Origin of the sequence: Acinetobacter sp. A1, from assembly GCF_012371315.1 — a bacterium.
GTDB lineage: Bacteria > Pseudomonadota > Gammaproteobacteria > Pseudomonadales > Moraxellaceae > Acinetobacter.
The window spans coordinates 47,455-63,920 of record NZ_JAAZQY010000004.1 but is presented as its reverse complement, the minus strand read 5'-3'; the positions used below and the strand labels follow the sequence as shown (position 1 = coordinate 63,920).

Below are 16,466 nucleotides of genomic sequence, written 5' to 3'. Positions count from 1 at the left end.
CAGTTGATTCATCAATTGATCGGTATCAAATCTTTTTATTAAGCATCTCGGAGAAATCGAATGGCTTTAACAAACGCAGATCGCGCAGAGATCATTGCTAAATTTGCTCGTGCTGAAAACGACACTGGTTCACCAGAAGTTCAAGTAGCGCTTTTAACAGCTCAAATCAATGACTTACAAGGTCACTTCAAAGAGCACAAACACGACCACCATAGCCGTCGCGGTCTAATCCGTATGGTTAACCAACGTCGTAAGTTACTTGACTACCTTAAAGGCAAAGATGCGACTCGTTACAGCGCATTGATTGCTGCTTTAGGTTTACGTCGTTAATTCGATTTAAGCTTTTATTTTCGGACTATTGCATGTTGAATGCTGTATTACTGAAAACTAAAGTAAATCTAGCTTTGGCTAGATCAGTGGAAGGGGCGAATGTTTCGCTCCTTCTTTGTGTTTAAAAATCGTGTTTCATTCGAGTGAGGTCGGCTTCTAAGCTTTGTCATTTACCAAAATATTGTGTTGTGAATGCCAAACCTTAGGGGTCTCCACGAGAATAATTGTTCACAAGAACTAGGAAAAAATAAAATATGTCGATGTTTAATATTATTCGTAAAGAATTCCAATTTGGTCAGCACCAAGTTGTTCTAGAAACTGGTCGCGTTGCGCGTCAAGCCAACACGGTTATGATCACTATGGGTGGTGTAACTGTATTGGTTGCTGTGGTTGCTCAACCTACAGCGAAAGCGGGTCAAGACTTCTTCCCGTTGACTGTTAACTACCAAGAAAAACAATATGCTGCGGGTCGTATCCCAGGTGGTTATGGTAAGCGTGAAGGCCGTGCGTCTGAAGCGGAAACTTTAATTTCACGTTTGATTGACCGTCCAATTCGTCCGTTGTTCCCAGAAGGTTACTATAACGAAATTCAAGTGACTGCGACGGTTGTGTCTTCTGACAAAACCATGGACGCTGACATTGCAGCCATGTTAGGTACTTCTGCTGCACTGGCAATTGCAGGTACGCCTTTCCGTGGCCCAATTGGTGCTGCACGTGTCGGTTTAATCAACGGCGAATACGTACTTAACCCGAACTTTGAACAAATGGCGCAATCTGACCTTGACCTTGTGGTTGCAGGTACAGAATCTGCAGTATTAATGGTTGAATCTGAAGCGAAAGAACTTTCAGAAGACCAAATGTTAGGCGCGGTGCTTTTCGGTCATGACGAAATGCAAATTGCAATTCAAGCGATCAAAGAATTTGCTGCGGCAGCTGGCGCAACAGAATCGACTTGGACTGCACCAGAGAAAAATGAAGACCTTCGTGCGAAGTTAAAAGAAGCATTTGAAGCGAAAATTTCTGAAGCATATACGATTGCAATTAAGCAAGACCGTTATGCTGCATTAGACGCACTTCAAGCTGAAGCTGTAGCTCAGTTTGTTCCAGAAGAAGACGTTGATGGCATCGCAGATGACTTGAATGAACTCTTTGAAGACCTGAAATACCGTACTGTACGTGACAACATCTTGTCTGGTAAGCCACGTATTGATGGTCGTGACACCAAAACTGTACGTGCATTAGATGTACAGGTGGGTGTGCTTGATCGCGCGCACGGTTCAGCATTGTTCACCCGTGGTGAAACTCAGGCGTTAGTTACTACAACTTTGGGTAACACACGTGATGCCTTGATGGTAGATACACTATCAGGTACTAAAACTGACAACTTCATGTTGCATTACAACTTCCCTGCATACTCTGTAGGTGAAACAGGTCGTGAATCTGGCCCTAAACGTCGTGAAATTGGTCACGGTCGTTTGGCACGTCGTGGTGTGCAAGCTGTTCTTCCTGCTGCAGACCGCTTCCCGTATGTGATTCGTATTGTATCTGACATTACTGAATCAAACGGTTCATCATCTATGGCGTCTGTATGTGGTGCTTCTTTATCACTTATGGATGCAGGTGTTCCGCTTAAAGCACCAGTTGCAGGTATCGCAATGGGCTTGGTAAAAGAAGGTGAGCGTTTTGCAGTGCTTTCTGACATCTTGGGTGATGAAGACCATCTTGGTGATATGGACTTTAAAGTTGCAGGTTCTGCCAATGGTATTACTGCACTTCAAATGGACATCAAAATTGAAGGCATCACTGAAGAAATCATGGAAGTTGCATTGAACCAAGCTTATGCAGGTCGTATGCACATCTTGAATGCAATGAACCAAGTGATTTCACGTGCACGTCCAGAAATTTCTATGCACGCGCCGACCTTCCAAGTCATCAACATCAACCCAGACAAGATTCGTGATGTAATTGGTAAAGGTGGTGCAACCATCCGTCAAATTACTGAAGAAACTAAAGCTGCAATTGATATTGAAGACAACGGTACAGTACGTGTATTTGGTGAAACCAAAGCTGCTGCACAAGCTGCTGTTGCAAAAATCCAAGCATTAACTGCTGAAATTGAACCAGGTACAATTTACACAGGTAAAGTCATCCGTATTGTTGAATTCGGTGCTTTCGTAAATATCCTTCCGGGTACTGACGGTCTACTTCACATTTCACAAATCTCGAACGAGCGTATTGCTAACGTAGCAGACGTTCTGAAAGAAGGTCAGGAAGTGAAAGTACAGGTTGCCGATGTAGACAACCGTGGTCGTATCAAATTAACTATGAAAGACATCGAACAAGCATAATGCTGTGTTGATGATCTGAAATGGTCAATGAAAAGCCCGTATTCAAACTGAATGCGGGCTTTTTTTTATGTGCAAAATTTTGTTGATTTTAATAGGCGATACAATCATTACATGAACACTAGAATAAATAGCAACGCATATTTGAAAACGATCGCATTTCATGCTTAAACTGAGTACGTCTTAAAATCTCAAAAAACCGTACAAGAAAACTGAAAATAGAGTAGCCTGTTCTATGCAAAGTTATTATTTCTATCTGCATACCAATCACAAAACCAATATTTATGTGCAAAAACAGCCAATTGAAGGGCTTGAGCCTGAATTTATCTGGATTGATTGTACCCGTGATGATGTACTTAACCGAGCCGAACAGTGGCAACAGGAAATTTTTCAGCATAGTCAGTTGTCGCTGAACGAGTATCATGTGCGTGATATTTTAAATCTTGAACATCCTTGTGCTTTTGACACCTTAGATGATTATGACCTGCTCATTTTTCGTAAATTGATTACTCCCGAAGACCGTATTGCCACAGGGCTGCAACTGGGGGAGAAACATGAGCGGGTTTTTGGACTTGCTACCACGCCTATGAGTTTTATTATGACACCGCAGGTGCTGATCACCGTACGTGAGCAGGGCAATAAAGTCATGGAAAGCTATTTGTCACGTGTCGAAGCAGCGGTGCAACGTCCTATTGAAGAACAAAATAAGGCACGCAAACTGGCATCAACGCCACTGGATTTGACTTTACGTTTACTGAATTTGGTGGCTGATGATTACTTGGATATTCGCATGCCACTGACCCGCCGTGTGGAATATTGGCAACAAGAATTATTGCAAGGTCATCGGCGTTTTACCCGCTGGCATCAATTACTGCAAGAAAATATGGCATTTCAGCAAGTTGAAAATTTGTGTGAAGAGCAAATTGAAGCTTTGCAAGAATTACGTGATGAAATTGTGGATAACTACCCACATTTGCATGGAAAAAACGTAGTGAAAAGCAGGATATTATTTTAGTGCGGTTAGACGATTTAACCAGTCATATTGAACGAATTCAAAAGCATACTATTCGGTTGCGTTCTGCAGTACAAACTGCCATTGATCTGCATTTTTCTGCAATTGCCAACCAAACCAATGAAAATATGCGAATTTTGGCGATTATTACCGCAGTTTCTGCCCCTTTAACTTTATTTACAGGTATTTATGGCATGAACTTTGAGTTTATGCCGGGTTTAAGACATGCGCAGGCCTTTTGGATTATGCTGGGCGTAATGGTCATGACCACTTTACTGTTGCTGTATTATTTCTATCGCCGTCACATGGTGGGACGGGGTGAAAAAAGTGTGATTGATATGTTGGCGCAACAACATAGCGATCAACACATGAGTTTATTCTAGTTTTTAGATTACGAACCGATTAAGCAAACTGTAAAAGGCACCATCAAAGAAGTAGAAAAGTTGACCAAGCTGAAATAATTAAGCTATCGCTTTTGCTTGTCTAAAATGTGACATATTTTCAGCTTTTCAGCTTTTCAGCTTTTCAGCTTTTCAGCTTTTCAGCTTTTCAGCTTTTCAGCTTTTCAGCACATTAGCCGTTTTTGTGCGTTTGGGCAGTGTCACATACAGCCAAGTATTCTCTGCCTTAATTTAATTATTTAAGTTGAGATAGATTGACTCAAATTTGAATATTGAATGTGTATCAAGCCAGTTGATCATTCTGTGCATTGCGAAGCAAGTGGTACATTTCATCTTTAAGCTTAAGTTTTTTACGCTTCAGCGCTTCAATGTCATCATTAATTTGATGCACTGGATCAAGCTCAAGTTGAATAATCTCACGATCAAGCTGTTCATGGTCTTCAAAAATTTTTGAAAAATGTGGATTGCTGTCACGTAATACCTGAATTAAATCACGAAATTCAGGGAACATATTTTTAATCTTTTTGTTGCAGTCTTTGGTCTTCATTGTGGCGATCATTCTCAAGAAACAATTAATAGGGCATACAAAGAAAAACGCTCTAGCAAGCTTAAATGGACTTGGCTAGAGCGTTGGCTTAGCTATGTTGAAAATTCAGATGTTTAACTTCTTTGCGTAATTTTTGAACTTCATCAATCAGGTCTAGCATCATGGCTACAGCTGAAAAGCTGGCTTCAAAGTCGCGTTGTAGACGATAGGCCTGACGAGCGCGAGTCACATCTTCACCAAAAAATTGATGGATACGTTCTGCAGGGCGGGAAGGTAAGATGTCATATTCTAGAAGTTGTAAGACCCATTCTGGGCTTTGCCCACAGGCAGCAGCAAAATTTTTTAAATCGAGTTGGGTAAACTCTTCTATGAGTTCTGTATGTTGTCCGTCTAAAGTAGTTTCACGATATAGAATAGTGGTCATAGCATACTCCTTCTAGTTTATTTCAAGTTGAATCATCAACCTGAAATGAGGGGTTGTATTTGCATCTGATTGCTTTATATCAAAGTGGATGATCCTTTAATTTAGCGCCTATAGCATGCAATTGAGTCTATTATTTGTATTGCTTTGGTGAATTTGTGGCCTATCCATGCCGTTGGGTTATTCTGCTTAGAATTAAAATGCACAACCAATATAGATTGTTTTTTGTGCAATGTGTTTAATTATTCAAGCATTTCATCAGAAGTGATAGCCTAAAGTTTAAGCTTATTGTTTCAAAGTATGACAATAAAAAAGACCCTTGAAAGGGTCTTTGGGATCAGCAGCTTATTCTGAATGGCGATGGAACTTAGTATTTCACCCAAGTCACGCTTCGGCCAATTACAGAAACACCAACATAACCACGTAAGGTTAAGCGTTTACCATTTGCACTTAAGCGAGCTTTGCCTTTATAAACCTTACCGCCAATTGGGTCTAGCACGTGGCCTTGGTTAAATTCACGTGGATTTTTCGGGTCTTGTTTAAAGCCCCAAATAAAAGGTAAACCAAGGAAAGGTTTATTTTTGAGTGTGCCTGGACATTTGGTGCAGGTCACCATTTTTTCTGCGCCAGGAACATTGCGGGTTTCAACGATAATACCCTCATAGGTACCATCTGCTTTTTTGCGAATTTCTACATCCGCACGTGAATATCCTGTACGGTCATCAATGGTTTTCCATTTGCCAATTAGAGGATCACTTTCAGCAAAACTCAAACTAGAAAGTGTGGCTAAAATCAGACCTGCAAAAATCCCTTTATAATTTTTTTCATCAATGTGTCCCCAAATGCGTTAAAAATCTTAAAAATAGAGTAAAAATTCTATTTTGAGCTTTATAGCAAGAAAATACTGATGACGCAAATTGATCATGGTAAATTTAGAGAGAAATACGCAAGAAAAACGTGAAAATTAAAGCTTTAGTTCGCTTTTGAAGCTATTGTTTTGATGAGTGCGATAAAAGTCCAATTTAGGATATATCAATCATTTCAGACTTTTATCGCTTAAAAAGAGATGGGGAAAGAACAGCGACTAGTATTTAATCCAAGTCATTTTACGGCTGGCATTGGTAGAAATATCTACATTGTAGAGGGTTAAATGTTTGCCGTTACTGCTTAGGCGTGCGCGCGTTTTATATTGCTTACCCGTACGTGGGTCTAAATAATCACCTTCATAAAATTCAATTTGATTGCTTGGTGTCGCTTTTAAGTGGCTTAATGGCACAAAACCCATGAGTGGCTTATCTTTATTTTTACCAGTGCACAGTGTGCAGCTTTCCAGACGTGGTGCACCAGGTACAGCACGGAGTTCTACAATCTTGGCGGCATAAGCACCTTGTTTGTCTTTGCTCATGACAACATCTGACAATGAAAATCCTGTACGGTAATCTAAAGTTTTCCATTTACCCACGAGCGGGTCAGCATTGGCTGCATAAGCCAGACTTGAACAGCAGATTGCGCTTATGAAAGCTAAACGAGAGAAGAACAGTGTGTTCATAAAATTAACATCCAACAATGAAGACAGCCAAAACATAAAGGCATAAAAAAAATACGGGATTATTTATACCCAATTTTTGCGGTATTTTCTAGTAATTACATGAAAGTTTTGTGAAATAAATCACATGAAAAATAAAGGGATGATAGCTTTTAACGATGCTCAAAGCAGAAATAAAAAATGAGCAGTCAAGGCTGCTCATTTTTTATGGTTTTCATGGTTTGGATCACAAAATTTAGCTTAAGTGTTCTCCAAATAAGCCAAGTGCTTCTTCGGCACTGAAGGTATATTGTGCGCTACAGAATTGGCAATCCATAGTAATTGGATTTTGATATTCCAGTGTTTCACGTACTGCAGCGACACCAATTTGAATTAACGCATTAGCACAGCGTTCTTTAGAACAGGTACAACCAAAACGCAGTGCTTCTACTTCAGGTAAACGCACCTGTTCTTCATTGTATAAACGGTACAGAATTTCATTGACTTCTAAATCTGTCAATTCTTCGGCCTTTAAGGTTTCCGTGAGCATAGTCACACGTGGCCATAAATCTTCATCGACTCGTTGTTGTTCTTCTTCACTGTTACGTGGCAACAGTTGAATTAGTAAGCCGCCCGCACGTTCTGCATTGCTGGCTAACACAATACGGGTAGGAATTTGTGCAGATAAGTCATAATACTGCATTAAACATTCGGCTAAATTGGCTTTATCTAACGGTACAATCCCTTGATAACGTTCACCAAATTCTGGCTCAATGTTAATAAACAACACAGGGCTGACCAGACTTTTCAGTACGGTGCTGCTGTCTTCTGCAGTTAAAAAGTGTGGATCTGGTTCGTAGTCTGCCAACGCACGGACTTCACCCAAGTGGTTACATTCAGCCATGGCCCACTTAAACGTGCCAGATGCCTGAATTTGTAGGCTGATGCGACCCTTAATTTTTAGGGTACTGGCCAACAATGCAGTGGCGCAAAGCATTTCGCCCAACAATACTTGTACCGCTGGCACATAGTCACGTTGTTTTAGAATGGTTTGCAAAGCATCTTCGAGATGAACTACCTCACCACGAACAGGGCTATCTTCAATAAAAAAGCGTTGGCGTAAATCAGACATAAAATTCTCCATAACCCTGTTTTAATGGTGGCATTATTGTAAAACACAAGTCAGTTTGCTGCATCACGTGTTACATCAATATGACCACTATGTAAGCCACGTTTTAAATCGACCCCGAGTGGCATTTCACGGTTTTGTGCATCACTTTCAAACAGGTGTTCTAATTCGGCCAAGGCATTACGATGGGTTTCATAAATTTTTTGTTCATCGGTATAAATATGTTGCTGCTGTGCCAATAGCTTTTCATCATAATCACGGAACAATTCAATACTTTTATAGGCATCATCTTCATTAATACCCAAATCACGCAAAGCCTGATAGGCCATGCCCAAGGAGGATAAATAGGTTTCCCGCCAAATATGGGTCACGCCTAAATCACGTAATAAATGCACGTGATGGCGGTCACGGGCACGTACCAATAATTTCAATTCAGGATAATTCAGGCGAATATGTCGTGCGACATTCATTGAATCTTCAATATCATCAATGGCTAAAATAAAAATTTGGGCATGTTGAATGCCTGCGGCACGTAAAATTTCAGGTTGGGTGGCATCGCCATAATAGACTTTGCCGCCATAATTACGCACAAAATCAATTTTGTCGATATTACTGTCAATTGCGGTAAAGTGCTGATGCTGTAAATGCGCCACACGGGCAATGATTTGTCCAAAACGGCCAAAGCCTGCAATGATCATAGGTGGATGCGCATCGGGAATCTCATCATACACAGGTATTTTTTCCCGCTCCAAACGCGGGATAATTTGACTGCTCATCAACCAATATAAAATTGGGGTCAGTACCATCGACAACGTCACAATCAAAGTCAGCGGTTGCAGCATGGCTTGACTGAGCACACTTTCACTTTGCGCAACGCTCAGCACCACAAAGGCAAACTCACCGCCTTGAGCCAAGCACGTTGCCAAGAGCAAACTATTGCGCCAAGAATATTCAAAATAACGTGCAATGGCCGTTAGGGTTAGCAGTTTGATGAGCATTAAGCCCAACGCACCGCCAATAATCAACCATGGCTGTTCCACCAACAAGGAAAGCTGGGTGCTCATACCTACAGTCATAAAGAATAGGCCCAGTAACAGACCCTTAAAGGGTGCAATGCTGGCTTCGAGTTCATGACGAAATTCAGAGTCGGCCAACAAGACACCCGTTAAAAATGCGCCTAAAGTGGTGCTAATGCCCAGCACATCCATAATGCTGACCACGCCGAGCACAATGAATAGACCTACTGCCGTGATCAGTTCATGTGCACCACTTTTGGCCACAAAACGGAAGAAGGGACGCATTAGATAACGGCTAAATAAAAACAGTCCGCTAAAGGTGGCAATAATGGCTGCAAAGTAGGCAATACCATGGTGGGTAGATTCAGCACCTGCCAGCATGGGAATCATGGCAATTAAAGGAATTGCGGCGATATCTTGAAACAGTAAGATTGAAAAGGATTGCTGCCCATAACTGCTATTGAGTTGTTGCTTTTCTTGCAGCATTTGCAGCACAAATGCGGTGGAGGACAGCGCTAATGCAAAACCAATTACCACGCTTGCAGCAATGCCTTGCTGTAAGGCAAAAAATGCCAACACAGCCAGTAAAACGCCTGTAATGCCGACCTGTAAACTGCCTAAAACAAAAATGGGTTTACGCATATCCCATAGTCGTTGTGGACGTAGTTCCAAGCCAATAATAAACATCAGGAAGACCACGCCGTACTCTGCCAATTCCTGAATGGCATCCGGGTCGCTGGCAATATTGAAAACACTTGGGCCAAGTAAGATGCCTGTAAACAAATAGCCCAGCACTGTGGCAATGCCAAAGCGTTTTAGTAAGGGCACTAGTAGCAAAGAAGCACCCAAAAAAATGGTCATTTGTAACAATAAGGACATGTGGGCATCCAAAGTTTAAAGCGGTGGATTATTGCAATACAGGGTTTTGCAGCCAAAACAGCAATTTACTGGGTTAGCTAAATTCTTGTGGATCTATATCTAAACTTAGTTTCATGCTGGATGGCTTTTCATGCAACATATTTTGCCACCAGTTCCTGATATAAAAATGTAAGCGCGCCCGATCTTTAGACAATAGCACCATGTGCGCTTGGAAACGACCTGCCTTACGTTCCATTGGCGCAGGAATAGGCCCCCAAATATCAATTAATTGTTCGGAATGTTCCCTGAGCCATTGCGCATGTTGTTGTAAAAACTGTTGGTTTAATTCCTGACTTTTGGACTCACAGCGAATCAGCGCAGTATAACGATATGGCGGCAGTTGCGCGGCTTTACGCTCTTTTAAACTTTGTTTGGCAAACTTGCGGTAATCTCCCTCGACCAAGGTGGTGAGTAAAGGATGATCAGGACGTAAACTTTGCAAATAAACATCGCCTTTATGTTCACCACGCCCTGCACGTCCTGCCACTTGCACAATCAGTTGGGCGGTACGTTCAGGTGCGCGAATATCAACACTGAGCAAGCCTGAATCGATATCTAAAATAGCCACCAAGGTTACATAAGGAAAGTGATGTCCTTTGGCCAGCATTTGTGTGCCCAGTAAAATTAGGGGTTCACTGCGTTGAATACGGTCATAAATTTTTTGCCAGCTGCCGACACGACTGGTTGAGTCACGATCTACCCGAATCACATCTATATCTGGGAACAGTTCATTTAGACTGTCTTCCACTTTGGCGGTACCCATGCCCACAGGTTTGAGTTCTTCATGGTTGCAGGCAGGGCATTGCTCAGGTTTGCGGTGAATTGTTCCGCAGTGGTGGCAGTGTAAATGCACATAAGGTTGATGATGCAGGGTAAAGTTGGCATCACAATGTGGGCATTTGGCTTGCCAGGCACAATTTTCACAAATCAGGACTGGAGCATAGCCACGTCGGTTTAAAAACACCAAGACTTGTTCTTTTTTTGCCAGACGTTTTTTCATTTCATCAATCAATTGTTGACTGATGCCATGCTGTTTTTTTGCAATTTTTAAGTCAATCAGGTGGATTTTAGGCATAAGCGCGGTGCCCGCCCGTTGATTCAGCTCCAAACATTGCATTTTGCCTTGATCGACCAAGGCATAACTGTCAATACTTGGTGTAGCTGAACCTAAAATAACAGGGCAATTTTCCAGATGGGCACGGTAAAGGGCGACATCTCGGGCATGATAGCGAAAACCTTCTTGTTGTTTAAAAGACAGGTCGTGTTCTTCATCTAAAATAATCAAGCCCAAATTTGGCAATGGAGTATAAATCGCAGAGCGTGTGCCTAAAATAATAGACGCTTTGCCTGTTTGTGCCGCCTGCCACGCTTGCAAACGTTTGGAATCATTTAAACCCGAATGTAAGAGGGCAATATGGCAGTGAAAACGTGACTGAAAACGGCTGATGGTTTGCGGGGTCAGTCCAATTTCTGGGACTAACACCAGCACTTGTTTGCCCTGTTTTAGTACCTCATGCATGATGTGCAAGTACACTTCAGTTTTGCCGCTGCCTGTTAAGCCATCTAGTAAAAAAGCTTTATATTGCTGCCGAACTTTAAGTGCGCTGTCGATGGCTTTTTTCTGATCGGGATTGGGCGTTAAAGGCATTTGTGCCAAAGTGACAGGCATTGGGCTGAAATCTTGGGTTTCCAAAACACATTCGCAAATTTCTTTGCTTGCTAAAGCTTTTAGGGTGGAGGTTTCAATGCCTGCTAAATTTAAAATATTTTCAGAAGTGCCCGTTGGATGCAGCTTTAAAATTTTATAGGCTTCCTGCTGTTTTTCTGAGCGTTTAATTTTAGCCTCGGCCTGTGCATCTAGCAGTTTCCAAGTTCGAGCCAGTAAATTATAGGGCTTGGCTTGACGCAATAAACTTGGCAAAGCGCTGTGCATCACTTCACCAATGGGAAATTGGTAATATTGTGACGCCCATGTCAACAAAGTTAAAACTTTAGCGTCTAAAATCGCTTGTTCATCTAACAGTTCGGTAATGGCTTTGAGTTTAAAACGTGGGTTAATTGGGGTGTCGAGCGCCAGTTTTTCGACAATAATCCCAACCAAGTTTTGCCGACCAAAGGACACCAACACCCGTGCGCCAACGGCTGCTTGCTGATATTGTGCTGCACTGAGCATGTAATCGAAGCAGTCATAAAGATATACGGGTACAGCCACTCGAATACGGTAAATGGGCTGCGGGTCTAAAGTCGAATCTGGCATAAAAAAGTCGTACCGTCCTGTGAAAATTGGCATCGTGCTCTGTGTTGGCTTGTGATAGAGTGAGCACAGAATTTATATCTAAGAATATGAATGATTTTAGTGGTCAGACGCAACTGCGCTGCAAGAAATTTTGGAAAATTAGAGCATTACAATGCCAGCATATCAATTTACTGCCATTGACGCTTCAGGGAAGCAGCAAAAAGGTGTTTTAGAGGGCGATTCTGCACGTCAAATTCGTCAGCAATTGCGGGACAAAGAATGGATTCCTGTCAGTGTCGATGCCGTTGAACAGAAAGATAAGCACAGCGGCAGACAGTGGTTTCAGAAAAAAATTACCGCCTATGATTTGGCTTTGCTGACCCGACAATTGTCAGTATTGGTGGCAGCCTCAATTCCATTGGAAGAAGCGGTTCGTGCAGTGGGCAAGCAAAGTGAAAAAGCGCACGTGCAAAATTTGCTGATGTCGGTGCGCTCCAAAGTACTAGAAGGCTATTCACTGGCCAATGCTTTACAGCAATCGGGACGTTTTCCAGACTTATATATTGCGACCATTGCCGCAGGTGAGCGTTCAGGGCATCTGGATTTAATTCTGGAACAATTGGCAGACTACACCGAAAATCGTTTTGCCATGCAGAAAAAAATTCAAGGCGCCATGATTTATCCCATCATTTTAATGCTGATGTCCTTTGCGATTGTAATGGGCTTAATGACCTATGTGGTGCCCGACATTGTTAAAACCTTTGACCAAAGTAAAGATGCTTTGCCGTGGATTACCGTAGCTTTAATGAAAGCCAGTGATTTTATCCGTGCAGCATGGCCATTTTTACTGGTGGCATCGGTGATTGGGGTTTTATTGCTGGCTCGTTTTTTACGTACTCAGGCAGGGCATTATGCCTTTGACCGTTTAACCTTAAAATTGCCGTTATTTGGCAAGTTATCACGCGGTATTAATGCAGCACGTTTTGCCAGTACCTTGTCTATTCTGACTCAGTCAGGTGTGCCGTTGGTCGACGCGCTGAAAATAGGAGCGGCAGTTAGCAATAATTGGGTGATTCGTGATTCTGTCAATTTGGCAGCAGAAAAAGTGACCGAAGGTGGTAACTTGGCGACTCAATTGGAGCGGAGTGGTTATTTTCCACCGATGATGGTACAAATGATCAAAAGTGGCGAAGCCTCGGGTGAGTTAGACCGCATGTTGTCACGTGCCTCGGTGATGCAGGATCGTGAAGTGACCACGTTGATTTCAACCTTGTTGGCACTGTTGGAACCGCTCATGTTAGTGTTGATGGCCAGTATTGTATTGGTGATTGTAATTGCGGTGATGCTGCCAATTGTGAATATGAACAATATGATTTAAATCGTTTTGAAGCATCCTTCTTCAAACTGAACTTAAAATAAATGTCGAATTGATATAAATACATGAGAGAAATTGAATGAAACGGAATCAACTCAATAAGCAATCTGGTTTTACCCTGATTGAAGTGATGGTGGTGATTGTCATTTTAGGGGTGTTGGCTGCCTTAATCGTACCGAATGTGATGGGACGTGGTGAAAAAGCCAAAGTGGATACCACTGCCATTACTTTAAAAGGAGTAGCAGGGGCGCTGGATCAATATAAACTCGACAATGGTAAATATCCATCTATGCAAGATGGCGGTTTAGATGCTTTGGTGAATCAGCCTGCATCGGCTAAAAACTGGTTGCCTGGCGGTTATGTGAAAGGGGGCTATCCGAAAGACAGTTGGGATAATGACATTCAATATGTGATTCCAGGTGCGGAAGGACGTACGTTTGATTTGTATTCATTTGGTGCAGATGGTCAGCAAGGTGGTGAAGGCACCGATGCCGATATTTATTATCAGCCTTAATGTTTATTGAATGTGGTATACGCTGCATTTATAAAGCAAATAGATTCAACATCTATAGCCGTTGTTATCGATATGATGAAATAAAAAACCGAGCATAGCTCGGTTTTTTAAGTTATTTTGCCTGAGCTGCATCATTAGCGCCGTGATTTAAACGAGACATCTACCTGACGTGGACGATAAATCCAGCCCAGAATTAATAACAGCAAAGAGAAAATCAGCACAGGCCAATCGCTGAGTCGACTATACAGTGTTTCACCTTGCATGGCAGGCAACTCACCGCGTAGCACAAACTCTTGATCCATTGGTGCTTGTTTTACAATGCGACCATGATGATCAATAAATGCAGTTACCCCTGTATTGGTGGCACGAATAAACCAGCGTCCATTTTCTTTGGCACGCATTTGCACCATTTGTAAGTGTTGCAGCGGCCCTGCAGTACCAGTAAACCACGCATCATTAGACACGGTTACCAAAAAGTCACTTTGGCTGGCATTTCTGCGGGTCAGGTTCGGATAGGCCACTTCATAACAGATGGCTGCACCCAAATCATGCTGCTTAATGGAAAGCGGCTTTTGATCTGATGCCCCCCGTGAAAAACCACTCATCGATGGGTCATTTTGCATGGCAGGTAAAACCCAGCTCAGTAAACCTGAAAGTGGAATGTATTCACCAAAAGGTACCAAACGTTGTTTTTTATACAAGCCTTCTGCGGCGTCACCCGTTGCCATAATACTGTTGTAGTACATTGGATGTTGCTGAACTTGTGATTCAGGCAAGTCCCAGTACGGAATACCTGTGACCCATGAACTCCCTGTTTTTTCTGCCTGTGTTTTCATGGCATCTAAAAACGGTTCAATATCGGTCTGGAACATTGGAATTGAAGACTCAGGCCAGACAATAATGTCACGTCCCCATTCGGTTCGAGTCAGGCGAGTATAAATTTCCAGTGTCTTGATTTGGTATTCTGTGAGCCACTTTAAGTCTTGTGGAATGTTGCCCTGAATCAGAGAAACCGACAGCGGCTTTTCTGCTTTTTCAGTCACAAAACTGAGTTGCGCTGCACCCCATGCGCCCAAGAGTAAAATTGCAGATGGAATAAGCCAAAAGATTCGTTTTTTCAGGATTTCTACCAGTGCACAGGCCAGTAGAATGACCACAAAAGACACCCCGAAAATACCAAACAGCGGTGCATAGCTATCTAAAAAGCGTTCGGTAAAGGCATAACCTGCAAATAGCCACGGAAAACCTGTAAATACCCAAGTTTTCGCCCATTCAAAAAATACCCACAGTGGTGCGAAGGTTAGAGGCGTTTCAGGGAAAAACCGACGATACAACCATGTCTGCATGGCAGTAAACAGCCCCATGAGCAAGGCCATAATCGCAATCATCACCACGCTTAAAAAAGCGTTGGTATCGCCGTAGACATGAATAGATGTATAGAGCCAGAAAGCACCAACAAACCAAAGCCCGATCCCGTAAGACCAACCGATAAAGAAAGCCTGTTTAGGGTTGCGTTTGCTTAAGCTGGCATACAGTAAAGCTGGTGACAGCAGGGCAATCCACCAGTAATGATAAGGGGCAAGTGCCAGACTAAATACGGCACCTGCTAACAGCGCAATGATGAGTGGATAAATCAGAGGCAGTTGTTGATGTTCTGAAGCATTGGACAGCTTGGAAAAAAAAGACCTCATTGACGTACGGCTCGAATCAGATGAATAGTGCGGGCATCTGCTTCAAGAATGGTGAACTCCCAATTGCCAATCACAATCACTTGTCCTTGCAAGTCACTCACTAAACCAATTTCTTGAAGCAATAAACCGCCCACAGTTTCTACTTCATCGTCAGAAAAATCTGCATCTAAAACATTGTTAAAATGTTCGATTGGTGTAAGTGCTTGTACCAGCCAAGTGTTTGCAGTTTTCGGGTCATTATCTGGAATAATGTATTCTGCTTCTTCGTCTATATTGTCGTGTTCATCTTCAATTTCACCGACAATCTCTTCCAAAATGTCTTCTAGCGTGACCAAACCTGAAGTGGTGCCGTATTCATCAATCACAACCGCAATATGGGTTTGAGTGTTTTTAAGCATGCGCAACACTTGGTCTGAGCGTGCACTTTCAGGCACAAACAATGGCTGACGCATGAGGGCACGAATATCGACTTTGGTTCTTTGTTCGGTCAGTAATGGCAATAAATCTTTTGCCAATAAAATTCCCACCACATTGTCTGGTTGGTCAGATGAAAACACAGGAAAACGTGAATGTGCCGATTCGACCAGAACGTGCAGAATGTCAAGTAACTCATCATCTTCCTGCAAGCTAATCATCGCGGTACGTGGGGTCATCACTTCACGAATTTTGGTGGCAGGTAAATCCAGAACACCTTCGAGCATTGCCACCGTATCGGGTTCTAAAAAACGACGTGAATCTTGTACTAATTTTAGCAATTCATCGCGGGTTTCTGGCGCGGTGCCTAACCATTTTCTTAAGCCACGCATACCCCACGATGGGCCTGATTCCTCGTGCATGATCTTTCCTAAAGACTCTTTATATCTAAAAAACTTAGCTTAATCATACCTTAGAAAACACAGTTGTCTATTGCTAATCTTGGTAGAAAAGTAGGGCAAAGACGTCATGTGCAAGTGCTGCGGGATGCAGCGGCAACACATCAAATAAGAGTGAGCTTTATGCTAAACTA

General features: G+C 42.5%; 13 protein-coding genes and 1 pseudogene. 5 read left to right on the top strand and 9 right to left on the bottom strand.

Going from position 1 to position 16,466, the window contains the following annotated elements:
• The first annotated feature begins 60 nt into the window (after window positions 1-60).
• The 3 genes and pseudogenes from rpsO (at window position 61) to HHA41_RS02545 (ending at window position 4,148) form a co-directional block, all read left to right on the top strand.
• Window positions 61-330 (top strand): 30S ribosomal protein S15, encoded by a 270-nt coding sequence (gene rpsO / locus HHA41_RS02555; protein WP_067761248.1) that lies wholly within the window; start codon window positions 61-63, stop codon window positions 328-330.
• A gap of 260 nt (window positions 331-590) precedes the next feature.
• Window positions 591-2,678, top strand: coding sequence for a polyribonucleotide nucleotidyltransferase (pnp, locus tag HHA41_RS02550; RefSeq protein ID WP_171525211.1), 2,088 nt, complete (start codon window positions 591-593; stop codon window positions 2,676-2,678).
• Between the two features lie 232 nt (window positions 2,679-2,910).
• Window positions 2,911-4,148 (top strand): annotated as a pseudogene (locus tag HHA41_RS02545) (magnesium transporter CorA family protein).
• A 223-nt stretch (window positions 4,149-4,371) separates the two neighbouring features.
• Here HHA41_RS02545 and HHA41_RS02540 read toward each other — a convergent pair.
• From HHA41_RS02540 to HHA41_RS02510, 7 genes are all read right to left on the bottom strand, one after another.
• The gene (locus tag HHA41_RS02540; protein WP_104853289.1) at window positions 4,372-4,635 is read right to left on the bottom strand and encodes a DUF465 domain-containing protein; all 264 of its coding nucleotides are present in this window, start codon (window positions 4,633-4,635) and stop codon (window positions 4,372-4,374) included.
• A gap of 88 nt (window positions 4,636-4,723) precedes the next feature.
• Window positions 4,724-5,059: a chaperone modulator CbpM gene (locus tag HHA41_RS02535; RefSeq protein WP_168417556.1), complete on the bottom strand. Its 336-nt coding sequence runs from the start codon at window positions 5,057-5,059 to the stop codon at window positions 4,724-4,726.
• Between the two features lie 364 nt (window positions 5,060-5,423).
• The gene (locus HHA41_RS02530; protein WP_168417627.1) at window positions 5,424-5,864 is read right to left on the bottom strand and encodes a DUF2147 domain-containing protein; all 441 of its coding nucleotides are present in this window, start codon (window positions 5,862-5,864) and stop codon (window positions 5,424-5,426) included.
• Window positions 5,865-6,140: 276 nt separating this feature from the next.
• Entirely contained in the window at window positions 6,141-6,605 is a 465-nt protein-coding gene (locus HHA41_RS02525) for a DUF2147 domain-containing protein (RefSeq protein WP_168417555.1), read from the bottom strand.
• A 232-nt stretch (window positions 6,606-6,837) separates the two neighbouring features.
• A complete protein-coding gene (locus tag HHA41_RS02520) occupies window positions 6,838-7,713 on the bottom strand; it encodes an Hsp33 family molecular chaperone HslO (protein ID WP_104852971.1) in 876 nt (291 codons plus the stop codon).
• A gap of 50 nt (window positions 7,714-7,763) precedes the next feature.
• Complete coding sequence (locus HHA41_RS02515; RefSeq protein ID WP_104852972.1) at window positions 7,764-9,605, bottom strand: monovalent cation:proton antiporter-2 (CPA2) family protein; 1,842 nt, start codon at window positions 9,603-9,605, stop codon at window positions 7,764-7,766.
• 73 nt (window positions 9,606-9,678) lie between these two features.
• On the bottom strand, window positions 9,679-11,901 hold the full coding sequence (locus tag HHA41_RS02510) for a primosomal protein N' (protein ID WP_168460402.1): 2,223 nt from the start codon (window positions 11,899-11,901) through the stop codon (window positions 9,679-9,681).
• A 151-nt stretch (window positions 11,902-12,052) separates the two neighbouring features.
• Here HHA41_RS02510 and gspF point away from each other — a divergent pair, with 151 nt between their 5' ends.
• Window positions 12,053-13,258 (top strand): type II secretion system inner membrane protein GspF, encoded by a 1,206-nt coding sequence (gspF, locus tag HHA41_RS02505; RefSeq protein WP_104852974.1) that lies wholly within the window; start codon window positions 12,053-12,055, stop codon window positions 13,256-13,258.
• 76 nt (window positions 13,259-13,334) lie between these two features.
• Window positions 13,335-13,769: a type II secretion system major pseudopilin GspG gene (gene gspG / locus HHA41_RS02500; RefSeq protein WP_104852975.1), complete on the top strand. Its 435-nt coding sequence runs from the start codon at window positions 13,335-13,337 to the stop codon at window positions 13,767-13,769.
• Between the two features lie 134 nt (window positions 13,770-13,903).
• On the opposite strand, the gene lnt is transcribed toward gspG, so the two are convergent.
• Together lnt and HHA41_RS02490 are read right to left on the bottom strand one after the other, a co-directional pair.
• A complete protein-coding gene (gene lnt / locus HHA41_RS02495; RefSeq protein ID WP_168460400.1) occupies window positions 13,904-15,460 on the bottom strand; it encodes an apolipoprotein N-acyltransferase in 1,557 nt (518 codons plus the stop codon).
• Window positions 15,457-16,296 carry a CBS domain-containing protein gene (locus tag HHA41_RS02490; RefSeq protein ID WP_104852977.1) on the bottom strand — a complete coding sequence of 280 codons (840 nt, stop codon included), beginning with the start codon at window positions 16,294-16,296 and terminating at the stop codon, window positions 15,457-15,459. Before HHA41_RS02490 ends, lnt begins: the two co-directional genes overlap by 4 nt.
• Window positions 16,297-16,466: the final 170 nt, after the last annotated feature.